The organism is Paenibacillus sp. J31P13 (assembly GCF_056269295.1).
The window spans coordinates 171,140-196,633 of sequence record NZ_JBWDNR010000007.1 but is presented as its reverse complement, the minus strand read 5'-3'; the positions used below and the strand labels follow the sequence as shown (position 1 = coordinate 196,633).

Annotated in this window: 21 protein-coding genes and 1 riboswitch; of the genes, 14 read left to right on the top strand and 7 right to left on the bottom strand. The window is 42.8% G+C overall.

Annotated elements, in window-relative coordinates; genetic code table 11:
• The first annotated feature begins 6 nt into the window (after positions 1-6).
• Positions 7-2,742, top strand: a complete 2,736-nt coding sequence (locus AC0YOD_RS21950) for an alpha-mannosidase (RefSeq protein WP_475801474.1) — start codon at positions 7-9, stop codon at positions 2,740-2,742.
• Between the two features lie 104 nt (positions 2,743-2,846).
• Here the strand turns inward: AC0YOD_RS21950 and AC0YOD_RS21945 are convergent, their stop codons facing one another.
• Positions 2,847-3,623, bottom strand: coding sequence for a DUF817 domain-containing protein (locus AC0YOD_RS21945; RefSeq protein ID WP_475801473.1), 777 nt, complete (start codon positions 3,621-3,623; stop codon positions 2,847-2,849).
• A gap of 482 nt (positions 3,624-4,105) precedes the next feature.
• Here AC0YOD_RS21945 and AC0YOD_RS21940 point away from each other — a divergent pair, with 482 nt between their 5' ends.
• Positions 4,106-7,396 (top strand): OmpL47-type beta-barrel domain-containing protein, encoded by a 3,291-nt coding sequence (locus AC0YOD_RS21940; protein ID WP_475801472.1) that lies wholly within the window; start codon positions 4,106-4,108, stop codon positions 7,394-7,396.
• Between the two features lie 77 nt (positions 7,397-7,473).
• Here the strand turns inward: AC0YOD_RS21940 and phnE (AC0YOD_RS21935) are convergent, their stop codons facing one another.
• From phnE (AC0YOD_RS21935) to AC0YOD_RS21920, 4 genes are all read right to left on the bottom strand, one after another.
• Entirely contained in the window at positions 7,474-8,280 is an 807-nt protein-coding gene (phnE, locus tag AC0YOD_RS21935) for a phosphonate ABC transporter, permease protein PhnE (protein ID WP_475801471.1), read from the bottom strand.
• On the bottom strand, positions 8,277-9,068 hold the full coding sequence (gene phnE, locus AC0YOD_RS21930) for a phosphonate ABC transporter, permease protein PhnE (RefSeq protein WP_475801470.1): 792 nt from the start codon (positions 9,066-9,068) through the stop codon (positions 8,277-8,279). Before phnE (AC0YOD_RS21930) ends, phnE (AC0YOD_RS21935) begins: the two co-directional genes overlap by 4 nt.
• The gene (gene phnC / locus AC0YOD_RS21925) at positions 9,065-9,838 is read right to left on the bottom strand and encodes a phosphonate ABC transporter ATP-binding protein (RefSeq protein WP_475801526.1); all 774 of its coding nucleotides are present in this window, start codon (positions 9,836-9,838) and stop codon (positions 9,065-9,067) included. Before phnC ends, phnE (AC0YOD_RS21930) begins: the two co-directional genes overlap by 4 nt.
• Before the next feature lie 117 nt (positions 9,839-9,955).
• Positions 9,956-10,939 carry a phosphate/phosphite/phosphonate ABC transporter substrate-binding protein gene (locus AC0YOD_RS21920; RefSeq protein WP_475801469.1) on the bottom strand — a complete coding sequence of 328 codons (984 nt, stop codon included), beginning with the start codon at positions 10,937-10,939 and terminating at the stop codon, positions 9,956-9,958.
• Between the two features lie 170 nt (positions 10,940-11,109).
• On the opposite strand from AC0YOD_RS21920, the gene AC0YOD_RS21915 reads away from it, so the two are divergent.
• The 7 genes from AC0YOD_RS21915 to AC0YOD_RS21885 all read left to right on the top strand — a co-directional run bounded on the left by AC0YOD_RS21915 (position 11,110) and on the right by AC0YOD_RS21885 (position 19,637).
• Positions 11,110-12,699, top strand: coding sequence for a bifunctional metallophosphatase/5'-nucleotidase (locus tag AC0YOD_RS21915; RefSeq protein WP_475801468.1), 1,590 nt, complete (start codon positions 11,110-11,112; stop codon positions 12,697-12,699).
• Between the two features lie 97 nt (positions 12,700-12,796).
• Positions 12,797-13,684, top strand: a complete 888-nt coding sequence (locus AC0YOD_RS21910) for a PhzF family phenazine biosynthesis protein (protein ID WP_475801467.1) — start codon at positions 12,797-12,799, stop codon at positions 13,682-13,684.
• A 226-nt stretch (positions 13,685-13,910) separates the two neighbouring features.
• Complete coding sequence (locus AC0YOD_RS21905; RefSeq protein ID WP_475801466.1) at positions 13,911-15,971, top strand: methyl-accepting chemotaxis protein; 2,061 nt, start codon at positions 13,911-13,913, stop codon at positions 15,969-15,971.
• A gap of 265 nt (positions 15,972-16,236) precedes the next feature.
• A complete protein-coding gene (locus AC0YOD_RS21900; RefSeq protein ID WP_475801465.1) occupies positions 16,237-16,563 on the top strand; it encodes a hypothetical protein in 327 nt (108 codons plus the stop codon).
• A gap of 59 nt (positions 16,564-16,622) precedes the next feature.
• Positions 16,623-16,772, top strand: a riboswitch (FMN riboswitch).
• 120 nt (positions 16,773-16,892) lie between these two features.
• Positions 16,893-17,852, top strand: a complete 960-nt coding sequence (locus AC0YOD_RS21895; RefSeq protein ID WP_475801464.1) for a DMT family transporter — start codon at positions 16,893-16,895, stop codon at positions 17,850-17,852.
• A gap of 227 nt (positions 17,853-18,079) precedes the next feature.
• Positions 18,080-18,637, top strand: a complete 558-nt coding sequence (locus tag AC0YOD_RS21890; RefSeq protein ID WP_475801463.1) for an RNA polymerase sigma factor — start codon at positions 18,080-18,082, stop codon at positions 18,635-18,637.
• Positions 18,624-19,637: a hypothetical protein gene (locus AC0YOD_RS21885; protein WP_475801462.1), complete on the top strand. Its 1,014-nt coding sequence runs from the start codon at positions 18,624-18,626 to the stop codon at positions 19,635-19,637. The genes AC0YOD_RS21890 and AC0YOD_RS21885 overlap by 14 nt, the downstream gene beginning before the upstream one ends.
• Positions 19,638-19,691: 54 nt before the next feature.
• Here the strand turns inward: AC0YOD_RS21885 and AC0YOD_RS21880 are convergent, their stop codons facing one another.
• Together AC0YOD_RS21880 and AC0YOD_RS21875 are read right to left on the bottom strand one after the other, a co-directional pair.
• Positions 19,692-20,774 carry a DUF418 domain-containing protein gene (locus tag AC0YOD_RS21880; protein ID WP_475801461.1) on the bottom strand — a complete coding sequence of 361 codons (1,083 nt, stop codon included), beginning with the start codon at positions 20,772-20,774 and terminating at the stop codon, positions 19,692-19,694.
• The gene (locus AC0YOD_RS21875) at positions 20,771-21,367 is read right to left on the bottom strand and encodes a TetR/AcrR family transcriptional regulator (protein ID WP_475801460.1); all 597 of its coding nucleotides are present in this window, start codon (positions 21,365-21,367) and stop codon (positions 20,771-20,773) included. The genes AC0YOD_RS21880 and AC0YOD_RS21875 overlap by 4 nt, the downstream gene beginning before the upstream one ends.
• Positions 21,368-21,557: 190 nt before the next feature.
• On the opposite strand from AC0YOD_RS21875, the gene AC0YOD_RS21870 reads away from it, so the two are divergent.
• From AC0YOD_RS21870 to AC0YOD_RS21850, 5 genes are all read left to right on the top strand, one after another.
• Positions 21,558-21,986 (top strand): pentapeptide repeat-containing protein, encoded by a 429-nt coding sequence (locus AC0YOD_RS21870; RefSeq protein ID WP_475801459.1) that lies wholly within the window; start codon positions 21,558-21,560, stop codon positions 21,984-21,986.
• 222 nt (positions 21,987-22,208) lie between these two features.
• On the top strand, positions 22,209-22,748 hold the full coding sequence (locus AC0YOD_RS21865; protein ID WP_475801458.1) for an RNA polymerase sigma factor: 540 nt from the start codon (positions 22,209-22,211) through the stop codon (positions 22,746-22,748).
• Positions 22,729-23,514 (top strand): hypothetical protein, encoded by a 786-nt coding sequence (locus tag AC0YOD_RS21860; protein ID WP_475801457.1) that lies wholly within the window; start codon positions 22,729-22,731, stop codon positions 23,512-23,514. The genes AC0YOD_RS21865 and AC0YOD_RS21860 overlap by 20 nt, the downstream gene beginning before the upstream one ends.
• Complete coding sequence (locus tag AC0YOD_RS21855) at positions 23,498-24,370, top strand: ABC transporter ATP-binding protein (RefSeq protein ID WP_475801456.1); 873 nt, start codon at positions 23,498-23,500, stop codon at positions 24,368-24,370. Before AC0YOD_RS21860 ends, AC0YOD_RS21855 begins: the two co-directional genes overlap by 17 nt.
• A gap of 1 nt (position 24,371) precedes the next feature.
• Positions 24,372-25,484: a hypothetical protein gene (locus AC0YOD_RS21850; RefSeq protein ID WP_475801455.1), complete on the top strand. Its 1,113-nt coding sequence runs from the start codon at positions 24,372-24,374 to the stop codon at positions 25,482-25,484.
• Positions 25,485-25,494 lie beyond the last annotated feature (10 nt).

The window sequence follows — 25,494 nt, the reverse complement described above, 5'->3', positions numbered from 1 at the left end:
ACAACAATGTCCGATAAAAGAACCGCTCATATCATCTCGCATACCCACTGGGATCGTGAATGGTATTTACCATATGAGAAGCATCATGTCCTGCTTGTGAAATTGATGGACACGCTGCTTCATACGCTTGATACGGATCCGAATTTCAAAAGCTTTTATTTGGACGGTCAAACGATTATTTTAGAGGATTATTTGCAGGTACGTCCTGAGAATAGAGAGCGTCTTGAGCGTTACATCAAGGAAGGCCGTATTCCTATCGGGCCTTGGTATATTTTGCAGGATGCGTTCCTGACTAGCAGTGAAGCGAATATTCGTAATTTGCAAATCGGCCATCAGGATGCAAGTCGTTACGGCACAATTGCGAAGGTTGGTTACTTCCCGGATACGTTTGGGAATATTGGCCAAGCACCGCAAATTTTGAAGCAGGCTGGCATCGACAATGCTGTATTCGGAAGAGGCGTGAAGCCGACTGGCTTCAACAATACGGTTGCGGATTCCGATTACGAATCTTCTTTCTCTGAGCTGATCTGGGAAGGTCCAGACGGTTCACGTGTACTGGGTGTATTGTTCGCCAACTGGTATTGCAACGGTATGGAAGTGCCGACTGATGAAGCGGAATCCAAAGAATATTGGGACCGTAAGCTTGCAGAAGCAGAGAAATATGCTGCGACTGGTCAACTCTTGTTCATGAATGGCTGTGACCATCAGCCGATTCAACAGGATTTGTCAGAAGCACTTGATACAGCTAGAAAGCTTTTCCCTGACACAGATTTCATTCATTCTAATTTTGAAGATTATTTGGCTTCTGTGAATGATTCTCTTACTCGTGAATTGTCTGTCGTGAAGGGCGAGCTTCGCAGCCAACGCACTGACGGCTGGTCAACGCTTGTTAATACAGCATCAGCTCGTGTGTATTTGAAACAAATGAATCAGCTTGGTCAAGCGATGCTGGAGAAAGTCGCTGAACCGCTTGCTGCTCTTGCTTATTCGCTTGGAAATGAATATCCGCATCATTTGTTTACGTATGCGTGGAAGACGCTTATGCAGAACCATCCGCATGACAGCATTTGCGGCTGCAGCGTGGATGAGGTTCACCGTGAGATGGTTACTCGCTTCGATAAGAGCCGTCATGTGGCGGAAGCCATTATTGATGAGAGCAAAACAGCGATTGCAGGCGCAGTCGATACTTCCGTCTTTGCGCAATACGGTGAGGATGCACTTCCGTTCGTCGTTTATAATACGACTGGCTGGAAGCGCAGCGGAGTCATTGAAGTTGAGCTTGATGTCGCGCGTGTTTATTTCCGTGACGGATTGAAGCTTGATGAAATGAATCAAAAAATGTACGGCATCGATGTAACGGGTAGAACGCTTGTTGATCGCAACGGCGCAGCTATCGCTCATTCGATGGTCGATATGGGACTTCAATTCGGCTATGATTTGCCGGATGATAAGTTCCGTCAGCCGTATATGAGCCGCAAAGTGCGGTTGTCATTCGAAGCGGAGCAGGTATCGGCACTTGGACTTGCAGCATATGCTTGGGTTCGTGAAGCCAAAACGGCGGAACAGCCACAATCATCACTAGTTGCGGGTTCACATGCACTAGAGAATGAATGGCTTCGTATTGATATTGAAAGCGATGGTTCATTTAATGTAACGGATAAACGCAGTAATCAAGTGTACAAGGATCTTGGTGTATACGAGAACACAGGCGATATCGGTAATGAATATATGTACAAACAGCCAAATGGTGAGCAAACGTTAACGACGAAGGGTCTACCAGCCAGCATTCGCCTTAAAGAGAATACAGCTTACCGTGCCGTATTCGAAATTGTGCATGATTGGGCAGTTCCTGCTTCGGCAGACGAGTATTTTGAGATTGAGAAGCAAGAAGCGGTTTATTTCCCTGATCGGAAATCGAAACGCACGGAGCGTACCGTTCCGCTTACGATTCGTACCGAAATCGGTATTACTCGTAATGGCCAAGGAGTAGAATGGAAATCTTCATTCGACAATCAGGCGAAGGATCACCGCGTACGCGTCTTGTTCCCGACTGATTTGGTTACGAACGTACATCATGCGGATTCGATCTTCGAAATTGCTGAGCGCGATAACGAGCCGGCAGCCGAGTGGATTAATCCGAGCAATGCACAGCATCAGCAAGCATTCATCGATGTAAGCAGTGAGAACGCAGGCATGACCGTTGCGAACTTAGGCTTGAACGAATACGAAGTATTGCGTGATGGTCGCAACACAATCGCTGTCACATTGCTTCGTGCAGTAGCTGAGCTTGGAGATTGGGGCGTATTCCCTACACCGGAAGCGCAATGTCTCGGCGAGCAGAACTTCAGCCTGACTATCCTTCCGCATAGCGGAGATGGCGTTGAATCTGGTGCATATGCAGCAGCATATCAGTTCCAAGTGCCTTGGACAGTTAGTCAAACTGAGGTTCATGAAGGCAAACTGGCTCCAACCGGATCCCTATTCAATTGGGAAGGCAACAGCCTAGCTTTCTCTTCTTTGAAAGTAAACGAGCAATCCGGTGATTTCCTTCTTAGATGGTACAATATGAAGCCGGCTGCGGCAGAGCTGTCATTCTCAGCAGGCGAGTCTGCTCCAACACTAGGCCAAGCCTATAAGAGTGATGTGCTTGAGAGTGAAGGCGAAGCATTGACGAGTAATGGACAATCCTTTAAAATGCCAGTTGGTCCTTGTGAGATTTTGACGGTTGGTATGAAACGTTAATTCATTAACGAGCAATCCCCTTGTATGGGAAACCATACAGGGGGATTTTTTTAATGTTTAAAGGCATATTTGAAACACATTTAAACGTAAGTAAATTAGAAATACTAAGAATCATTCGTTGTACGACCAGCTTTAACATGTTTTAGCTGGGCAACAATGATCACGCTTATAATAACCAGAAGGAACCATGAGCTGATCTTACTGAAACTAACCAACTGCCAGCGCTCATGCTGGTCAGGGTATTTCCAACCATCAAAGAATGTGGCTATATTTTCAGCTGACCAGATGAAAAAGCCTACAATAATAAATGCGAGCGTTAGAGGCATTCGATATGTTATTGTCCGTACCCGATATATGATCCATGTTTTCCAGAAGACAATGAATACAAGCAGCGTCAGCCCCCAACGAAAATCGGGAATAAAATGATGTGTGAAAAAATTGATATAAATGGTTCCGCCTAACAAAACTGAAGATGCAAGTCCAGGCCATCCAGTCATGTCCATACGCAATCTCCGCCATACTTGACACATAAAGCTTGCCACGCTTGCGTACATGAATCCACTATAAAGCGGGACGCCGAGCAGCTTTGTATACCCAGGCTCAGGGTATGACCAGGATCCCATCCATACTTTATATAGCTCCAGCACCAAACCAATAATGTGAAACACACCTATTACTTTGATTTCATCACGTGTTTCTAACCCGCTGCGGTACATGAGGTACTGCATTCCAAGCAATATAAGCAGAATGGCATCATAACGATAAAGGAACGGTACCTCTATTACGCTAGTGAGGGCAAGAGTTCCAAATACAGCAACAGGGAAAATGCAACTCATCGCCTGATGATAACCAAAATGCAGTAATTGTATGATAGGTTTCAATTCGATTTATCTCCTTCGCGTGCTCATTGAGTACGATACATGCCATTAATTAAATTCAGCAGTTTAGAATGCTTTTTTATTTTTTATCTTTTATAAATAATATAAGCGTAATCGGTTTGGAAAAAGAGAAAATTGCTTGATTAAAATTTCTTGTTTTCAGTTCGAATTTATGTGCTATACTGAAAAAATTTAAAATCTAGAGACGTATTTATTAGCGGCGTTTATAATTCATTAGTTCGATGAAACGTTTCTTTTACGTTTAAACGAAAGTCTATTGATATCTAGGACGAACGAACGATTTCTAGTCGAGATCGTTCTTTTTACATATGTTATTTTCAAAGAGTTGACCTGAAATCCTACTAGATTATTAAGTTTTCGCAATGAAATGCGGTAAATCCTGTTTTTACAAAATCATATCATCGGTAAAAACTTTTCCATGATAAACTATTGGCGAATAATAGTTTCTAGATAATGGGAGGGAAATGATGAAGAATTTTGTGAGATTGAAGTGGTTAAGGGCAGTAGTTGCAGTATCGTTGGCATTGTCTCTACAGGTAGGGTTAACGAGCGATCTTCAATATGTACAAGCTGAAGGACCAAGCGATGCAGCACCGTTCATTGAAGCGAAGGTTGTGAATGGAAATGCCGGCAAGAAGGTGCTTTTCGACAACACGCACGCGCAAACAGCTGGAGCGGCGGATTGGGTTATCGATGGGGCATTCTCAGACTTTGCTAACGCACTGGCGAATGACGGCTACTACGTCAAGGAGCTTCGCAAAACCACTTCTTTTAATTTGGATGATTTGAAGAGCTATGATGTGTTCGTCATTGCTGAACCTAATATTCCATTCAAGCAAACGGAACAAGCCGCTATGGAGCAATATGTACAAGGCGGAGGCAGCATCTTCTTCATCGGAGACCATTATAATGCAGATCGCAATAAGAATCGCTGGGATGGCTCGGAGGCGATTAATGGCTATCGCCGCGGAGCTTGGACAGACCCGGCTAAAGGGATGAGTACAGAAGAGAAAAATTCAGCCGCCATGCAAGGAGTAGTAAGCTCGGACTGGCTTAGCACGAAATTTGGTGTTCGCTTCCGCTATAATGCTCTTGGTGATATAACGGCGAATCAAATTGTAGCTCCGGCACAGTCATTTGGCATTACGACAGGCGTCTCAAACGTTGCGATGCACGCTGGATCAACACTTGCCATTACGGACCCGACAAAGGCTAAAGGCATTGTATATCTTCCGCAGACGAATGAGTCTTGGGCCAATGCTGTTGACCAAGGTGTATATAATGGGGGCGGTATAGCAGAAGGCCCTTATGTAGCTGTATCCAAATTAGGAGCGGGTAAAGCGGGATTCATTGGCGATTCTTCGCCCGTAGAGGATGCTTCCCCTAAATATTTGCGTGAGGAGACAGGAGCAAAGAAGACAACTTATGATGGCTTTAAGGAGCAAAATGATAGTGTATTGCTCGTTAACATGATTAATTGGTTATCGAAGAAAGAGAGCTATACCGGTCTTGATCAAGTAACTGGCATCCAATTGGATCAACCCACTGCGCTGCTTCCATTTGAAGCGCCATCAGCATCAACGGAACCGCAAGCCGAGCCATGGTCTTCTCCAGCAGCAGGCTATAAATGGTGGGATAGAGCAACATACAAGGCGGGATCATACGGCGGGCCAACAGCCAGTGCCAACGCTGCTTACAGCTTCGTGCATCAAGCAAAGCTGCCGAATGCGCAGGATTTCCAAATTCGTGTTGTGTTTGATAACCTTCCGGCCAATTCGACGGTATCCGGGTTCAGTACGGGGATTTACTTGTCGACAGGTGCGCAAGTGGCGTTATTCCAGAAGGATGATGGAACATGGCCGACTGCATATGCATACAGCAGCACATACAGTGTAACCTCTGACAGCAAGGGTCATGCTTACAAAGATTTGACCGTTCGTATCAAATCAGGCACAACGGGTGCCGCAAGTCTTCGTTTAAGACAAAATGGCAATAATCTCATAACGAATGCAGTTACATTAGCCAATGTGCCTGCTGAACCGCTCCCAGGTGAAGAGAGCTCAATTCCAGATACCATTACCATTGCAGAGGCTCGCGGCAAATCAGAAGGTACTACAGTGACGCTTGAAGGTGTCATCATGACGCAGCCAGGAGCATTCGGCGGTCAGGCATTTTATATGCAGGATGAAACGGCTGGCATTTATGTCTTCCAGAGCCAAAGCGGCTTCCATCAAGGTGATGTTGTGAAAATTACAGCGCCGCTTGCTCTGTTTAATACAGAGCTGGAGCTTGCTGAGTTGGTTTCCATCGAAAAGATTGGTACGACTGTGCTACCGCTTCCTGTACAAGCAGCTGCTGTAAATAATGCCAATCAAGGGCAGCTTGTTGAGCTTAAAGACGTAACGATTCGCAATATTATAAGTGCTGCGCCGACTGGTTCTTTTGAATTTGATGCCGTTAATGGTTCTGTTAGCAATCATGTGCGGGTAGACATGCGGACAGGCTTGCAGCTTAGCAGCTTTCCTTATCAAGAGGGTGATGTTGTCAATGTGAAGGGAATCTCAGCGATATTCAAAGGTGTTTACCAGCTTAAGCCGAGAGGATTAAGCGACTTCTCTGTACAAGCGGATAACCTTGCACCCATAACAACCGCTTCACTATCCGCATCTCCAAATGCGAATGGCTGGTTTAATGGGGATGTGTCGATGACGTTATCGGCAGTGGACAATGCATCTGGCGCAATTGTTACTCAATACGCGATAAATGGCGGGGCTAATATTGCTTATACAGGTGCCGTTACCGTATCGACAGAAGGAATAAATATAATCAAATATTTCTCCACCGATGCTGCCGGCAATGTGGAAGATGCAAAATCTCTTTCTATTAAACTGGATAAATCAGCACCAATTGCAAATTTAACGCAATCTGGCAAAGCAGTTGCTGATGTCTTGGAGACAGATACGCTTAAGTTTGAACTGGTAAGTACGGATGCATGGTCTGGCGTCATCTCAGAACAGCTCCAATTGGATGGAAAAGTGATTAGCAGCGGTCAATTGTTGAACGCTAAGGATCTCAGTATAGGCAATCATACCGTTCAGTATAGCGTGACAGATGCTGCAGGCAATCGTTTGGATAAAAGTATTTCATTTAATGTGGTGAGCAAGCCCCTAGCAAATGGTGCTCCAGGAAAGCCGGTATTATCCGATAATAATGGCCATTCCACGGGACTTAGAGATGGAAACTATTCGGTTACAATGAATTTGTGGTGGGGAAATAACGGCTCTGAATTCAAGCTGTACGAGAATGGTGTATTAATCAGCACGCAAAGCTTGAAGGATGTTACACCCGCAGCACAGTCTGTAAAGATTGATATTACGGGAAAATCGAACGGCACTTATACGTATACGAGTGAATTGACTAACGCTTATGGTACGACTGTGAGCAATCCCTTGGTCGTAACGGTAACCGATGCTTCACCAGGCAAGCCGGTACTATCACAAGATAACTGGGATGGAGACGGAAGCTATAAGGTGACGATGAATCTTTGGTGGGGTACGAATGCCTCAGAATATCGGTTGTATGAAAATGGAAAGCTGATCGATACGAAAGCCTTGGTTAAGGCAACGCCAAGCGCCCAAAATGCTGTGACTGAAATTACAGGCAGAGCGGTCGGTGTATATGAATACCGATGTGAGCTGGTGAATGCTGCTGGTGTAACCTCAAGTGAGACGATCATCGTTAAGGTTATAAAATAATAACGAAATAGGGCTGTCTTCAAAGGTGATGAATCATGAGATCACCTTAGAGACAGCCCTATTTTAATCATGATAGACTAGACCAGCTTCTTTCGAATGAATCCGGATATTGCATCAATCAGGGTAATCATAATAATGATGCCTAGCAAAATAATACCGACACGATCCCAGTTGCGTGTGCTAAGCGCGAAGATCAGCGGGGTACCGATACCGCCGGCGCCAATAACGCCGAGAATGGTTGCGGAGCGAACATTAATCTCGAATCGGTACAACGCATACGACAGAAAGCCTGGAAGCACCTGTGGAATAACCGCAAACCATAATAGCTGCAGCCGATTAGCGCCTGAAGAGACTAGTGCTTCGACTGGACCGCGGTCTATATTTTCAATCTCATCCGAGAACAGCTTTCCTAGCATGCCCACAGAATGCAAGCCTAAGGCAAGAACTCCGGCGAAGGAGCCGGGACCGACAGCCTTGATGAACAGGATCGCCAAAATAATTTCAGGAAAGGTGCGAATGAAGCTCAGCATTATTTTACCTGAACCGGATACCGCTTTGGATCGGCTCATATTAGTTGCTGACCAGAAGGCGAAAGGGATACCTATTAATATAGATAATACAGTTCCTAAAATAGAAATGGCCAGCGTGACTAGCAGCCCGCGCAATAAATCTTCGCCTTCCGGCATATAGACGAAATCCCAATCGGGTGACAGGATACCAGTTACAATGGCTTTCGTTATTTGCCCAGCTGTTTCCTTAAATCCAGTAAACGGTATGCCAGAGAAAGCCCAGGCATATACAGCGGCAAGTGCGACGAGAATGAGCCACCGATAGCGATTTTTGCGAGGCTTAGGGACGATGGTATGCCATGATTTTGTTGTCATATTAATTTCTCCCGCAGCTTCGTGCTTGTATAATCAATCAGAAGAACGATAGCCAAAGTAAATAGAATAATAACGCATGTTTTATCATACTCGAGAAAGCCCATCGTTACTTCGTAGTAATGTCCAATACCTCCAGCGCCTACTAGGCCGAGAATCGCTGCAGCGCGGACGTTGATTTCGAACGTATAGAGTGTGAATGAGATAAAGTGGGCCTGTATTTGCGGGATGACTCCAAATACGATGCGCTGAGCAGTATTGGCTCCCACTGAGGTCATCGCTTCTAACGGCCCGGGTTCAATCGTTTCTAATGCTTCATAAGTTAGCTTAGAGACAAGTCCTAATGAAAACACCGACAAGGCGAAGGTACCCGGTACAGGCCCTATACCGAAAATAGCAACAAATAATGCAGCTAATAATAAATCCGGAATAGTCCGTATCAAATTAAGCGCAAAACGAACGGGATAAGTAATCCATTTAATTGCTGTAATATTGCTTGCGCAAAGCAATGCAACGGGAATAGCGAGAATTGCACCGATGGTCGTTCCAATCAATGCCATTCGTATCGTCTCCAGCATAGCCGTCACGATATTATCGAAATAGCTCCATTTTGGCGGGAACATTTCTTTTAGCAGGTCGAACATGTTCGGAAAGCCTTTGACTAGCTCAACGAAGGAGGATTCGGTCTGTACCGCACTAGCCCATAACAATAAGAGAATGAGTGCTGCAGTAAAATAATGCTTGAGCCGTGAAGGAGCTTTTGGACGTTTCAACTCCAGATTCGCACTCATACGACGATATCTCCAAGCAGCTCGTCCTGTTTAATCGGGCGTCCATAGATTTCGGCGAATCGTTCATCGGTTGCCTCCGATACTGGACCATCAAACACAACTTCCCCTGCTCGCAAACCAATAATCCTTGTTGCATATTCTCTTGCCAAGTCGATAAAATGCAAATTTACAATCGTTGTAATACCCAGCTCCTGATTGATCTTTTTCAAATCATCCATGACCTGCTTCGTTGTTAAAGGATCTAGGGAAGCAACTGGCTCATCCGCCAAAATGATTTTCGCTTCCTGTGCGAGCACACGGGCTATCGCAACGCGCTGCTGCTGTCCGCCGGATAGCTCATCGGCACGTGAATAGGCTTTTTCCACAATATTAACGCGGTCTAATGCCTGAAAAGCGAGATCCATATCAGGCTTAGGGAACAGGCCGAATACTGTGCGCAGTGTGGAATGATAGCCAACACGTCCAGCCAATACATTACGAAGAACAGAGGAGCGTTTTACCAAATTGAAGCTTTGAAAGATCATTCCAATATTCCGGCGGATCATTCTCAGTTGCTTGCCTTTTGCACGGGTAATAGATTGACCGTCAATGAGAATTTCACCGTCCGATATGTCATGCAATCGATTAATAGAACGAAGCAATGTCGATTTGCCAGCTCCCGAAAGGCCGACAATAGCAATAAATTCACCTCGATTTATAGTGAGATTGATACCGTTCAGCCCTTTGGTTGCATTTGGATATATCTTCGATACATTGCGGATTTCTATCATGGTCATAGAAGAATCAGTCCTTTGGAGTAATCTAATAATAACGATAGCCAGTAAGAACGCTGCTGCGTTCTTACTGGCTTATATCGAGTGTTCAAGCTTAAAGAGAGTCAGCGACGATTACTCCGTTTTTACTTTCTCGTTGTATTCACGAACGATATCAAAGGTGCTGTCATCCGATTTTACATAGCCTTCGTGGGAATAGATTTCTTTGATAATAGCGTGACCCTCTGTGTCGTTACCGATATCAATAAAGGCTTGTTGAATTTTGGCTACCCAATCCGCATTCATGTCAGAGCGAGCAGTGATTGTGTCATTCGGAATTGGCGAAGTGAAAGCCAGTACGCGTGTATCTTCAAAAACAGTTGGGTAGTCTTTCTTTACGACATTACGAGCATCTTGGAATATAGCTGCTGCATCCACATCACCGTTCAATACAGCAATAACGCCTTGATCATGGCCTTTAACGGTAACGCCCGTTACGTCTTTAAGCGGGTCCAGACCAGCTTCCATCAGCTTGCCTGCTGGCCACACGAAACCAGCTGAAGAAGTAACGTTTTGGTAAGCAATTTTTTTGCCTTTCAGATCTTCAACCGTTTTGATTGGCGAATCATTCTTAACGATGATCATAGATTTGTAGAAATCAACCAATTGGTCAGTAGGAGCGCCAGTTGCATCGTCGACGCCGAGGCGTTGTGCTTGAAGGATAACTTCTCCTGCGCCTTTTTCTTTTGCTAGTACATATGCAGTTGGAGGAAGAAAACCAATATCGATTTTTTTAGAAGCCATCGCTTCGATAATTGTATTGTAGTCTGTTGAAATACTTACTTTGACAGGAATACCAAGCTTGTCCCCTAGCAGTTTCTCCAGCGGCTTAGCCTTTGCTTCCAATGTATCTGCATTCTGGGATGGAACGAATTGTACAGTCAGCGTTTCAGGTACATAACCAACAGCAGCTTCTTCTGTAGCTTTCGGAGTGCTTTCCGTTCCAGGTGTTGCTGTTGCTCCGCCGTTTGCGGAATTGTTGCCGTTATTGGCACCGCAAGCACTAAGTAAAGATACCGATAATAAGAGTGGCAATACGAATTTGCTTAATTTTTTCAATCCAAACCCTCCAGGTGTTTTCTATTTTTTTACTACTTACTCAATATATGAAACTTTTATTAGCGGACCGTAAACGAGGGGATAAGGTTTTGTAAAGATAGGTCAATTTCATTAAATATAGGAATCAACCTGTTATGATTATTTTTAAAAACCGTAAGGGAGCTTTCGCAATGAATAATGAAATGGAATGCAACATATTGGTGACAAGTGATATTCACGGTTATATTTATCCAACGGATTATCGTACGCAAGAGGAGCGTGGGATCGGACTGGCAAAGCTAGCAGTATTGATTAAAAAGGAGCGGAGTAAGAACGCCGATTTATTGCTTGTGGACAACGGTGACCTCATACAGGGTACACCGCTTGCTTCTTATTTCAATCTTCATGCAAAAGAGGGGATTCATCCCTCAATCGCTGTTCTTAATGAGCTGAAGTACGATGCTGCAGTTGTGGGCAACCATGAATTTAATTACGGATTGGGTGTGCTGCATAAGGTAATAAATGATTCTACATTCCCGTGGTTAACTGCTGGCATAGTAGGCGAGGACACGAATAGTCCGGCATTCGGCAAGCCGTATATAGTAAAGCTACTAGATCATGGAGTTAAAGTTGCCATTCTAGGCGTGACGACACATTACATTCCAAACTGGGAAGCACCTGAACATATAAAAGGATTAAGATTTAACGATGCTTTAGAGACGGCTAAACGATGGGTCGCCCATATTCATAAGGAAGAAAATCCGGATTTGCTCGTGGTCTCCTATCATGGAGGGTTTGAGAGAGAGCTAGCGAGCGGTGAAATTACAGAGAGGCTGACGGGAGAGAATCAAGCTTATGCGATGTGTACGGAAGTGGAAGGCATCGATGCGTTAATTACAGGTCATCAGCATCGCCTGCTCACATCTGAGCTGAACGGTGTTACAATCATTCAGACAGGCTGTAACGGCGCGGCACTAGGCAAAATTAGCATTCTACTGGGCAAAGAGAATGATAAGTGGACGGTGAAGGGGAAGCGGGCGGAGCTGATTTTGCCGGAAGAAACAACCCATGCGGATGAAGAAATTTTGGCGCTGACTCAGACGATTGAGACGGAAACACAAGCTTGGCTGGATCAACCGATTGGAGAAGTTATAGGTGATATGTCGATTAGCAGTGCACATGAATGCCGAAAGGCTGACCATCCGTTCACTGCCTTTATTAACAACGTACAAATGGATGCTGCTGGCGTTAACATCTCACATACTGCGCTGCTCAGTAATGAATCGCAAGGGTTTGGTTCGACTGTGACCATGAGAGAAGTGCTTACGAACTTCATGTATCCTAACACATTAACCGTATTGCGCTTATCAGGGCGAGATATAAGAGCGGCGCTTGAACAAACGGCAGCCTATTTCCAAGTAAGCAGCGAGGGTGAAATTGAAGTCAATCCAGCTTATTTGGAGCCCAAACCCCAACATTATAACTACGACATGTGGGGAGGCATTGACTATGTGCTTAACGCAGCTAAGCCAATGGGTGAGCGAGTCGTTGAGTTGAATTATAATGGAGAGCCGCTGCTGATGGATGGAGAGTACGAGGTTGTCATGAATAACTACCGTGCAAGCGGAGGCGGAGAATATGAGATGTATAAAAACAAACCCGTCGTCAAGGAGATAGCTACGGAGATGTCGGAGCTGGTAGCGAACTATTTTCTTCAAAAGAAACGTATTCATGCGAGCTGTGAAAATAAATGGAAGGTTGTCGCTGCCTCAGCTACCTAGTGCCGTGCAACTATATAGTCATCTTTGCGTTATTAAATAGGGGAACTAAACGACTTGCATTAGGTGTGAAATTAAGATCCAATCGGGAGATGTTTTTGTGAAAACAATAAAGATTTATCACTATGATGCTTTTAGTAATATTCCCAATATGGGGAATCCGGCAGGTGTAGTATTGGAAGGCGAAAATCTTACGGAAGAGCAAATGCTGGAGGTTGCTGAAAAAGTAGGTTTTAATGAAACGGCTTTTCCTATAAAATCCGATAAAGCAGATTTACGCATACGATTTTTTACACCGGGTCATGAAATAAACCTTTGCGGTCATGCTACAATGGCAACTGTGTTTGCGCTGCAAACAAAAGGACTGCTCGGTGATAAACGGGATTTTACGATAGAAACAAAAGCAGGTATTTTACCCATTAGATTAAGCGAAAAAGACGATCTTTACATAACAATGGAGCAAGCAGCTCCGCAATTTAAAGCTTTTAATGGATCAATGCAAGCATTAGCATCTTCTATAGGAATTGAGGAAGGAGATATCGACGCAGAGCTCCCGACTTTATATGGCAGTACTGGTATATGGACACTATTAATTCCAATAAAAAGCCTTGCTGCTTTCAAACGAATGAAACCAAACAATAAACAATTTCCAACTATTTTAGAGGAAATGCCAAGAGCGTCTATTCATCCTTTTTGTTTGGAAACCTATGATGTACATGCACATATGCATGCTCGTCATTTCTCATCGCCTTTTTCGGGTACGATCGAGGACCCTGTTACGGGCACGGCTTCTGGTGTAATGGGAGCTTATTATGAAAGGTATATATCCAAGGCGCCTAAGGAGTCACCCTCTACATTAAATCTATGGATTGAACAAGGACAGGAAATCGGAAGGGATGGCAGAATCGGCGTAACCGTGACAAACTCGAATGTCATTGCGATTACAGGCAATGCTGTCTATGTTAATGAATTTGAAGTTTTGATATAATCGTTTTTTTTATGTGATTATGATAGTTTGAAAAGCGGGCATGTGATCATCGTTAATAGCGATAATCAAATACCCGCTTTTTTTTGTACCATGATTTCTTATTCTGCCCATATACTCTGTCAGCTTGAATCAAGCAACTATTCATTATCTTTCCATTTATTCCGATATAGATAAGTGGTCAAAGAGAAAAATATAGAAGAAATCTAAACATTGGAGAGAAGACATCATGAGCAAAAAAGGTGAAATAATCAATCGAATTCGTAATATGTCTATGCGTATTAAATTGCCCTTACTGATTAGCTTTTTAGTAGTTGTCGTGTTGTTAGCCTCTTCCGCAACTATTTATCAGCTCGGATCAAACCTGCTGTTGCAAAAAAGTAAGGATGAAATCAAAGGGAATGCCGATCGAATCGGGGAAGGTCTTTATACGGCCGTTCAGCTTCAGGATCAAGCTGCATATCTGATTTCTGTACATAATACGTTTCTAGATATGTTGAAGCTTAGAGAAAAAGCTACGATGTCAGATTATGAATATCTTTCGGATGCCAATCCTTATTTCAAAAAAGCGAATACTATTTTAGCAAAAAGCTTTCAAGGTACAAAAGGGAATGATTCGTTTATCGTAATAGATATGCAGGGGATCATCGTTGCGAGCACCGATGACTATACGATTGGACAATCACGTGCAGATCGTGAATATTTTATTGAAGCGATGAAAGGCGAAAATTTTATAAGTGATGCTTTCGTATCAGAGAGCAGCGGCAAACAGCTTGTTGCATTCTCACACCCAATCAAGGATGAAAATGATAAGGTTATTGGAGTCTATGCTTCGACCGTGCACAGTAAGTTCTTAATTGATAAACTCGGAAATATTAAAATAAATAAAAATGGAAAAATAGAGATATCGAGTCGAGGCGGAACGGTTCTCTACAACTCTGTGGATGATACAAGAGTCGGTAAAAAAGTGGATGACCCAGAGCTGGACGGGATCATGAAACAGACTGCTCTTGAGGAAATCATACAGGGTGATGTTGATTTAGCATCCGATTACGTGCGATATAACATCATTCCAAATGCGGATTGGACGGTCTCCATTATAGATAGCTACTCGGATATTAATCGTCCCATTAATGCCATGCTCACGCAAATGATCATGATCACGATTATAGCTATTGCAGTCGCTATTGGAGCAGGAATTGTATTGTCTCGCAATATTACAAATCCAATCCTAAAGCTTACCCAATTGTTCAAGCAGCTTGCTTCCGGGGACTTGACGGTAACGGCAAGCGGTAAGTTTGACAGTGAGTTTAAGGACTTGGCTGATAGCTTCAATAGTATGGTAAGACAAAATAATGAGCTGATTTCTAATATGAACAAGTCGATTTCGATTTTAAATGTCAGCACGAAAGAACTGGATGAGACATCGAAACAAACCGCTCAGTCGAGTAATGAAACGACGGTTACATCAATGGAAATTGCAAAAGCAATGGAATCACAATCCAATGATACCGAGCACATCGTAGATAAATTTTATGGCTTTGGCGAGAAGTTTGTTGCTATGAATGAAAAGGCTCAATCCATGAAAGAAAGCGCAGAAGAGATTGTAGAGGTGTTTCATACCAGCAATGAAATGGTCACAAACCTCATTGAAATCAACAAGAAAAATGAACAAGAGGTTCACAACATTTCAGCCATAACCTTGAAGCTTCAGGAAAGCTCAACGAATATTAGTAAAATTACAGGGGCAATCAGCGAAATTGCAAAACAAACGAACTTGCTTGCTTTAAATGCTTCCATTGAAGCATCAAGAGCAGGGGAGCATGGCAGAGGATTTGCAGTTGTTGCTGCTGAGATTCGTAAGCTTGCTGAACAAAGCTCCAAGCAATCCAGTGAAATTAATGCTATTATCAATCAAAACTTAATGTATGTGGCGGAAAATAATCAAAGCGTAAAAGAAATTAGAAATATTTCCGCTAAGCAGGATGAGTTTGTAGGACAAACGCAACAAGCCTTTACAACCGTTCTGGAGAACGTGACGGATATTAACGAACAAATCAAGGCTATGGCAAATGATGTTTCTGATATGGAAAGGGATAAGGACGAGGTCCTTGAGTCGGCTCAGAATCTTTCAGCATCAGGCGAAGAGGTATCAGCTTCCGTTGAGGAAGTAACAGCTACTATGCAAGAGCAATCGGCAACCGTGCAGCGTCTCGCAGACATGGTAGAAACGATTGATCAACTAACAAATGGGCTTGCCGTGGAAGCATCAAAATTTAAAGTTAAATAGGGTTGTGGACGGAATTTGAGGTTTCTGCTGAGTCTCATTATTACGTGAGTCCATTGAAGAAATTAAATGAGTGAAAAGGTTGCTTAGATGCAAAAAACCTCCATACATAGGGAGGTTTTTTTTGTGATAAACATAGAGATTCACCTTCGCTGATCGAGAAGTTAATGTAGTAACACAAAACATAGTATGGTAAAGTTTGGTAAGTTTGAGTTTGAAAGTTAATGACGCTAAACAAAAGGAGACCATATGAATCGAACAGGTTTATATGAATGCCGTTGCTTATGGTGATACGGCTATCATATATCCTCTCACCTATAATAATGGTTTATTGGCTGATCCAGACACTTTTAGACAAGAGTATTATGATTTCCTCATGAATCATGATCAAGATGTGGCTGTGCGATTTAGATTTTATGATTCCATAGACGTGGAAGAGGAAACGGCTAAGGAGGATGCTTTAGCTGTAACGATTACGGTAAGTGTTGGCACGTTTACGGATAAAGTAGCATACGGCTTAAAGAAAGAAGATGGTATTTGGAAGATGGAATTACAGCATTTAATCGAGCATTATAAGAGTGCTGCCAAAAAATAAATTATCTTAGATTATTGCCAGCCAAACTGTAATCATGTTAATATTCAATCTTATAGAATATGAACCTTCGGGGCAGGGTGAAATTCCCTACCGGCGGTAAGGATACGATCGTTTGTATCTTAAGCCCGCGACTCTCAGCCTGTATAGGTTGGGACTGACTTGGTGAAATTCCAAGGCCGACGGTATAGTCCGGATGGGAGAAGGTGAAGAACAGCTTGTTGAAAATTCAATTTTCAACTAGTCTGTTTGTCGATGCCCCCGTTGATTTATCACGGGGGCTTCGTCTTTTTCAGAAGGTTCAATTCAAAATTCCTTAGGAGGTTTTTGGATTGGCAAATGCATTGAAGCTAGAAAGTAAACGCGGGAATTGGCTTTCTTCGCGTACCAGCGGTATTAATGGGATTTGGTATGTGGCGCTAGGAGCTGCGCTTTGGGGGTTAGACCCTCTCTTCCGTATTTTATTGTTGAAAAGTATGACCTCTACACAAATTGTGTTCATTGAGCATCTTTTATTGGCTTGTTACGCCCTGCCGGTGCTGATTAAGTACCGAAAGACCTTGGTTGGCAAACTATCGCTAGCGGTCATTGGCGCATTGCTCTTCATCTCTTGGGGCGGATCGGCTATTGCTACCATACTATTTACTGCGGCCTTCTCTCATGGCAATGCAAATGCCGTTTTGTTATTACAGAAATTACAGCCGTTGTTTGCTATTATCCTAGCTCGTGTGATGCTTAAAGAAACGCTGCCTAAAAATTTTTCAACCTATATCGTGTTCGCACTTCTAGGTACTTATCTTCTGACGTTTGGATTTAATTCACCCCAGATGGGCCTAAAGGATTTAGGTACACTAAGCTGTTTGTTCTCTATCCTAGCGGCTGTCTTATGGGGCGGATCGACCGTCATGGGTAAGTTTCTGCTTCAAAAAAAATTAGACTTCCCTGTCGTCACTTCCCTTCGTTTCTTGATGGCTATTCCGTTGATTTCCGTCGTTCTTTTGGTAAGCGGGGATGCTTGGAATATTAGCGGATCAGGCAGTGCGCTGACGATGATTGCAGTGAACCTGTTATTTCAGGCTTTTATACCCGGATTAGTCAGCATGCTTCTTTATTACAAGGGGCTGGCGTCAACCAAGGCGTTCTTTGCGACGCTTGCAGAGCTTGCTTTTCCAGCAGTGGGCGTATGCATGAACTGGTTGGTATTTGGTCAGAAGCTGACTGTAGGCCAGCTTCTAGGCTTCATCCTTATTTGGTTGGTTTTGTGGCTCATGACCCGCAGTAAAGGCGAGTAATCGGCCATAATTCTTAAGGGAGTCTACCGGAACCGTTTTATTATGAACATGCTGGATGCATGATATATAAATATCGCTCAACAAAAATAGTGCGTGATAGAAGAGGAGCCTGCTAACCAGCAGCTCCTCTTTTTCTATTTCATGAAGTAGTCAGACACAGGAAAAACATTTCCTATAAATGTAACCTATTTACCGTTCAAACGTCTGATTCATGAGGGGTGAGCAAGATGGGTTTTGAATACTTAAAGTATTTATCGAGCGGACATAATAAAAATGAAATTTTGCAAAATCTAATGATACAGTATGGACAAGATGTGTGGAATTTTGCTTTCTCCTTAACACGTCAACGAAGCCTGGCAGATGACATTAGACAAGATGTTTTTGTGAGAGCTTACGATAAACTAGATACGTTTCGTGGAGAATCCTCTGTGAAGACATGGTTGTTTTCCATTACTCGCAACATTGCAGTTGATTATCGGCGATCAGCTTTTTTACGTAAAGTGACCCTAGTCGATTACATCATAGAAAAAGGCAGCAATCCCTCGGCTGAGAGAGAATATTTTGAACAGCTAGGCTTAAAGGACGCTTGGAAGGCGGTTTTGAGTTTGCCTATTAAGCTTAGAGAAGTCATTACGTTATATGTACACCATCAACAATCCATAGCAGAAATAGCAGCCTTGCTGCAGATCTCTGAATCGGCAGTAAAGGTGAGGCTGCACAGAGCAAGAAATAAAGTGAATGAAATGTACAAAGGAAAGGATGAGGTGTTCTATGGGGAAAGCTGAACTTCATTGGGAAACGGATTTAATAGACCCTCCATTTGCTAACGAAAGCTCCGACAACAAATGGATGGAGCACGTTGAGAAGCGCCTTTTGAAGAAAAAGAGCCGGTTTCAGCGATTGACTCCAATGATCGGCAGTGGAGCGGTAATCACTTTTGCATTAATAATGATCCTAGTAAATGGAGATCAATTAAGGAGTCTATTGGCTGGATGGAGCACGATGGATAAGATCAGCCCATCGGATTCTAAAACGTCTATGCTGGTCACTACCAATCAAGAATCAGAAAAATTCCACGTTGTAGAAGGACTAACGATAGAAGAGGGCGCTGAAATTCTAATAAGCAAGAAAGAGGATTTGCTTGATTCTATGAAGGGAGCAACCATCGCCCTAGTACAGGCTCCCCTTACAACAGAACAGGGAAATACAGATTATCTAGGGATTTGGGACGCGAAAGGAAAGCTGATCCAGAAGTTTTTCGTTGATGGGTATGTGATGAATCCGGTTGATATCCATGTGACTGATATAACGGCAGATGGGAACTCAGACATCATCTTGGAGACGGATGAGAATGCAAACGGCGGATTGGGTGCTCATGCCCTTCATATATACGTGGAAGACAAAGGGCAGTATAAGGAAGCACCGTTACCTGAGGAGATAAATACAAACTATACCGTAACCTTTCGTCCATCCAGCAATGACTTTAATATGATCTCTACTGGGGATAAACGCAGCTGGACTGTGCAAATGGCTGAAGATCAGTTAAAAGAACTCGATGCCACCTTATTAAAAGGATCAAATGCAGTGAATGTGGATCCCATTTCATCAATTGATGTGGAAGACCATATTTTAAAAACGAAAAGATTGATCTGGTTTGGAAATTTACAACTGAATTCTCTTGCCATACTGGTAACGAGTTATCATTTTGAAGATAATAAGTGGAGCATGCTTGGCTATAGCTTAGAAGATATTAACAAAGGCACAGTCGTATCGGAAATAAAATAATGATTTAGATACATGCGCCTTTGCTATAGTAAGCGTGCAGCTGTCAAAAGCGACTCAGCATATTTTTCTGAGAATCATCTCTACCGGACCCCTCTTCACCCATTTTCTCCAAACATGCGAAAAAACGATGGCAATAATGAAATAAGCACAGCCGTATGCGATTGCGAAAGACAGCTTTCCATTTTCCAAATAATTAATTGTCTCAAGAAAACCTAATCCAATTATAATGTGCCCGATATAATGTGATAAAGATAGCTGACCGGTATGAATGATCGCTTTGGTTAGAAGGGATTTCTCGAATTTATCAACTATAAAAATACTGATTGAAATAATGGCTACAGCCGAGCATGTTGCAGAGAGAACATAAAGGGTCGTGGGAGGCATTGGCTTTGTCGTAAAGAGATAGGCAGCAGATTCTCTGTCTAGTACAGGTGAGGTCCAATTGATAAGCCAATAGGATATTGCCTCGAAAATCACTGTCCCTGATAACGAATAGAGCAGAAGCCGCGGCTGTTTTTCCCTGATTAGCCAACGCTTTCTGCCAATCCACATACCAAATAGAAAAAAGCATGCCCAAGGAAAGATAGGATGGAAGCCATTAAATACAAGATTGCGTATAAATCCATTTCCCGTCCAAAAGTCCATATATACGTGAAAGCTTGAATCCCAGCCTTTACTGTAATCAAACAGGATCAATCCAAGCTGAGATAGCAGCAAAATAATTGCGGACAGAACAATTATTTTTTTATCGGATAAGGTAATCAATACGGAAGCTGCAAGCATGAATACCGCGTAATAATGTAAAATGTCAGCAGTCCAGCCGGTTAACAACAAAAGTATGCCGACTACAAGTAGGAAAACGGATCGTCGGTACAGGGAGTGACGGCTTTGACGAATGATCTCCTTATCCCTCGAGCTTCTTGCTTTTGCGGTCATTAATGATACGCCTATGCCTGCCAGTATGACAAACAAAGCAGAAGCTCTCCCTTCGAATAGACCCGCTATTGCTCTCAACCATTCTGAACCATCGTTCTCTGCCAGCATTGCAAGCTTATAGTTAACGATAATCATTCCGAAAATCGCCCAGGCTCTTGCATAATCGAGAGCAGTTATACGAGGCGTCGAAGATAGGTTCATTTCCGCGGGTCTCCTTCCAAGACGGTTAGTACGGTTTTAGTCCATATGTCCTCATAGGCATACTCTAAGCCGTAGCTGATAAAGTTATCCATGCTGTCAATAATCATGGTGAGCATTTGGGCATGAAGAAGCACATGACGATCCTCGATAACGCCAATTGAAACACCATGGCGTAACAACTGGGCAAAGCCCGTCGTATAACCGTCCAAGCTTTCAATCAATTTTTGAGAATACTTGGGGTCTCTATAGCTCAGTGCTTGGAACTGATTCATGATACGAGCATAATACATATCTTCATTCTGGATGCTAATCATGTTAAGTCCATCTGAAATAAACTTTTCTTTAAAATTGTCTTTCGAGTAAGCACTGATATCGAAAAAATTATGGAATCCAATGCTTTTGCATATCTCATCGAAGAGCACATCAATAATCGTTTCTTTTGATACAAAATGATAATACAAAGCAGGCTTTGATATTTTTAGTTCTTTGGCGATCATAGTCATGCTTGTTTTTTCAAATCCGTGCTCAGCGAAAAGACGGTAACCTGTTTCCAAAATTTTTGCATACGTCGAAGGTACATTCCCATCTTTCATTCCACTCATATCCTCCTGTTTATTTCACTTACTTACCGTTCGGTAAGTTTAATGTACAGGAGATTGTTTCTTTTTGCAATAAAAAATTATTGTTCCTTCATACTCACATGCCAACAGTATCATGTACAACAATAAGTTAATGGTTTAAAATGGGAATAATTCAACTATCTATTATGGGAGTGATTAAGAGTTGAAAGTAGAAAATCAAAAAGATGTCCTAACCGTAATTAATTCGGATGTTACGGATTCTAGCTTCAATAATGTTCGAGCAGAGCAGTTCTCGCTTGAATGCTGCAATCTTATGGGAATGAAAATGAATGATGTGAATTTGACGAGACTACATATTTCCGATGCTAATTTGAGTGAGCTAGTGATCGATGGTGCACAGTGGGGCGGCGCGCGGTTTCAATGCATTAGCTTCGGCAACCCGAACCAGCCGGATGTTCCATTTAATACAACCCCTGTACAATTCACCAATTGTAATTTACAACATGCCACGTTAACGGATTGCAATTTATCGAATGCTAATCTGGTGAACTGTGATATATCTGGTTTGATCATTAATGGTGTTAACATCGAGGAATTGATCAAACAGTACGTATCTGCTGAGCAAAAATAAGATTAGCAAAACGGGGAATATAAGGTCAAAACAAAGGGCTGCCGAGAGGCAGCCCTTTGCTGATTTAAAGCTGCTTTTCTAAAAAACGAATCCCGTGTACGATCGGGTTATGAGGACAACGTCTTGGCATAATATTCTTGTCTGTAGCTTTACAACTATATGTACACTTGAGCCGTTCTACTTAACGAGGTGAGAAGATTGCCGACTGATGAGCAGTTAATTATGGAGATAAATAGTGGCAGCCAAGCTGCTATGGAGGTGTTAACCAAACGCTATTACAAGCAGGTTTACGCTTATCTATATCGCAAGACAGGCAATAATCATACCGCATATGATTTGACGCAAGACGTTTTCATCAAAATGATGAGGAATCTTTCAACGTATTCAAGCAAAGGGACGTTCCGAAACTGGTTGTTTACGATTGCCATTAATTGCAGCCGAGATTATTTTCGATCGACCGCCTACCGCGAGCAATCGACAGCCGCAGAGTTCGAAGAGCATTATCAACAGAGTAAAGCTGATTCGGTATCCTATATTTTTGAAAATAAAGAAACACGGAAACAGTTGAAGCAGGTTATCAATGATTTGCCGGATGCTCAAAGTGAAGTCATACTACTCAAATATTATCATGATCTGAAAATTCGAGAAATTTCTGTTATTACCGGAGCCAATGAGAATACGGTTAAGGGCAGGCTGAGGCAGGGCCTTGAAAAGATGAAGAAGCTGTTGAGGAGAGATGACGATGAACAGCAACAAAACTAAAAAAGGATCCAGCGACTGGAATGAGCTTGACGAAATAGATCAAGAGCTTCAATTGCTGTTAACTGATTATAGCGTTGAATATCCCAGTGATGAGGCAATCGCACAAACCATTGATGTGTTGAGACCTTATGTGGTTCAACCAACCCAGAAGTCTGTATCGTTTTTTCCGTTAAGCTTGAAACAGCTTCATATTCGTCCGTTTTTTTGGATTTTAAACGCACTCTTTTTCCTCTGTGGTCTGCTGGTTTGGGGGTTAGGGAAAGGTGATCCTTATATCATTATGATGTTGATTTCGCCTCTTCCGTTTCTGCTTGGGCTGCTCGAAATATTTAGAGGTCGTGATGAAGGTCTGCTTGAGCTGGAGATGTCTTGTAAATTTTCAGCGCAGCAGATGATGCTGATGAAGCTAACTGCTGTCGGAGCTTATAACGTGCTGCTTTGCTTCGTATTAATCGCTATTTTCAATTTATTTGGAGAGCCTCTGTTGCTCTCGAAGCTAGTCATTTATTGGGCAGCTCCCCTTACGGTAACGGCAAGCATTGGGCTTGCTTTAAGCCGTCGAATAACGGGTCCTATATTCGCGCCGGTTGCATTAGTTATTTGGTCTTTTGCTGCAATCACGATAACGAATACATTGGACTTTGCACATCAGTCAGATGTTCTGCTGTCAGTGATTTGTGGAGTAATATCTATACTTGCAGTAGCACTGCTAATTTTTCAAGTGAAACAGCTAAGGAGAGGTCAATTAGATGAAATTATCCATTGAGAGAGTAAGCAAGCAGTTTGGACAGAAAATAGCACTGAATAACGTGTCCTGTGAGTTAACAGAAGGCGTTTATGGTTTTCTAGGTGCCAATGGTTCCGGTAAAACAACACTCATGCGCATACTCGCTGCAGTCGTTAGACCGACCTCTGGCAGAGTACTGCTGGATGGTGTAGACATTGAATTATTGAATGAACGGTACAGGGATCTTCTCGGCTATTTGCCGCAGCATATGGGCTTTTACAAAAACTTTAGCGTTGAGAAGTTTTTGCTTTATATAGCGGCTCTTAAAGGCATTGATAAGCAGGAAGCCGAGGCGAAGGTGGAAAGCTTGCTGCATGAAGTTCAATTATCGAATGAGAAGCGTACGAAAGTGGGCAAGCTGTCCGGCGGAATGAAGCAGCGGGTTGGAATTGCTCAGGCGCTGCTTAACGATCCGAAAATAATTATCGTCGATGAGCCGACAGCTGGATTAGACCCGAAGGAGCGCATTCGATTTCGCAATTTATTGTCGACGATTGCTAATGATCGAATCGTATTGTTGTCCACGCATATCGTAACGGACATTGAGATCATTGCGAAGGAACTGTTAATAATGAAGCGGGGTATGCTCATTGAGAAATCAAAGCCGCAGCTGCTGCTTGATCGTCTAGATGGCAAGGTATGGACCTTTCCTGCTCGGCAAAGTGAAGTTAGCTCACTTCAATCGAAACATCGCATAATCAGTATGTCCAGTAAGGAAGAGTACATCGAAATGCGTATCCTGTCTGAGCAAAAGCCGGAAGCAGATGCAGTAAAGGCGATACCTAATCTTGAGGACTTATATTTGTACTATTTTGACGAGGAGGAAATGAAGTGATATGAAGTCATTACTAAAGTTTGAGCTGCAAAAGATTTTTGGTCAAAAAAGTATTTATATTGTCCTTATTGTCTTAATTGGACTTATCTCAATAAGCTTAAATGCCCAGCGAATAACCAATAATTCTTCGTATTATAAGGATTGGGAAGGGCAGTTGACCCAAGAGAAGATTGAACGTGCAGAAGCTGAGCATGCTGCGTTGATGAAGAAATGGGATGAGCATTCAAGCCTAACGGAGGAAGAAAAAGGTAAGCTGGCCGTTTATGAGAATATAAGTCAACTGGTAGGGCTAGAAGAGCGTCGACAAGCGAGTATGGAGGAATTAAAACAACACCTGAATAGTGAAAATCAAGTTGCTCAGCGTGAAACGAAGCTTGAGCTCAGCATGCTGGAGCAATTAGAATTCGATAAATTATACTATAATCGCGCCCCTGCTGAAATGATTGATTTTGTAAAGATATTCGGAGTTTTGCTCAGTGGAGCACTTATACTCGTGGGCCTAGCTTCCATCTTCTCGAATGAATATGCTACCGGGATGGATCAGTTCCATCTCAGCTCGAAATACGGGAGAACGCGAGATGTGTCAGCAAAAATTATCGCTTCGTTCATTTACGTGATCTTCGTAATTGGTTTATGGGTAGTATACAATTCAGTGTATCGCATTGTTGCTTATGGCAATGGGGGATGGAAATCGCCGCTTCAGCAATTGTTTCAATATCGCTATTCACCTTATGATTTTGATTTATTGTCCTTTATCGGTGTACAAATTGGCATGCACACACTGGCCGCTTTAGGTCTTGCTCTGCTCGTATTGTTAATATCAGCAGTATGTCGAAATACACTTCTCTCATTTTTAATCTCGGGCTTTATCTTTGCCTTGCCAATTGCCATTAATAGCATCTTCAAAATAGATCTTAAATCATGGAACATCCTTTTTGACTTCAGCTTCACCAATATCATGATTGTTTATGATTTGTTTGCTACATTCAAAACAATTAACCTATTCGGCATACCTATTTTGTATCCATATGCAGCGATTACATTGACGATCGTCTTGTCAGCTGCTTTCACAATGCTTCTTTATTGGAACATGAAGCGTAAGCAAGTGGTATAAATTATACTTG

Coding starts and splice junctions, on each gene's coding strand:
- AC0YOD_RS21875 (WP_475801460.1), bottom strand. CDS start 21,367: ATGAAAGATGGGAATGTACCTTCGACGTATGCAAAAATTTTGGAAACA.
- phnC (WP_475801526.1), bottom strand. CDS start 9,838: ATGATAGAAATCCGCAATGTATCGAAGATATATCCAAATGCAACCAAA.
- AC0YOD_RS21880 (WP_475801461.1), bottom strand. CDS start 20,774: ATGAACCTATCTTCGACGCCTCGTATAACTGCTCTCGATTATGCAAGA.
- AC0YOD_RS21900 (WP_475801465.1), top strand. CDS start 16,237: ATGAATGCCGTTGCTTATGGTGATACGGCTATCATATATCCTCTCACC.
- AC0YOD_RS21850 (WP_475801455.1), top strand. CDS start 24,372: ATGAAGTCATTACTAAAGTTTGAGCTGCAAAAGATTTTTGGTCAAAAA.
- AC0YOD_RS21915 (WP_475801468.1), top strand. CDS start 11,110: ATGAATAATGAAATGGAATGCAACATATTGGTGACAAGTGATATTCAC.
- AC0YOD_RS21890 (WP_475801463.1), top strand. CDS start 18,080: ATGGGTTTTGAATACTTAAAGTATTTATCGAGCGGACATAATAAAAAT.
- AC0YOD_RS21865 (WP_475801458.1), top strand. CDS start 22,209: ATGGAGATAAATAGTGGCAGCCAAGCTGCTATGGAGGTGTTAACCAAA.
- phnE (WP_475801470.1), bottom strand. CDS start 9,068: ATGAGTGCGAATCTGGAGTTGAAACGTCCAAAAGCTCCTTCACGGCTC.
- AC0YOD_RS21950 (WP_475801474.1), top strand. CDS start 7: ATGTCCGATAAAAGAACCGCTCATATCATCTCGCATACCCACTGGGAT.
- phnE (WP_475801471.1), bottom strand. CDS start 8,280: ATGACAACAAAATCATGGCATACCATCGTCCCTAAGCCTCGCAAAAAT.
- AC0YOD_RS21885 (WP_475801462.1), top strand. CDS start 18,624: ATGGGGAAAGCTGAACTTCATTGGGAAACGGATTTAATAGACCCTCCA.
- AC0YOD_RS21860 (WP_475801457.1), top strand. CDS start 22,729: ATGAACAGCAACAAAACTAAAAAAGGATCCAGCGACTGGAATGAGCTT.
- AC0YOD_RS21855 (WP_475801456.1), top strand. CDS start 23,498: ATGAAATTATCCATTGAGAGAGTAAGCAAGCAGTTTGGACAGAAAATA.
- AC0YOD_RS21940 (WP_475801472.1), top strand. CDS start 4,106: ATGATGAAGAATTTTGTGAGATTGAAGTGGTTAAGGGCAGTAGTTGCA.
- AC0YOD_RS21905 (WP_475801466.1), top strand. CDS start 13,911: ATGAGCAAAAAAGGTGAAATAATCAATCGAATTCGTAATATGTCTATG.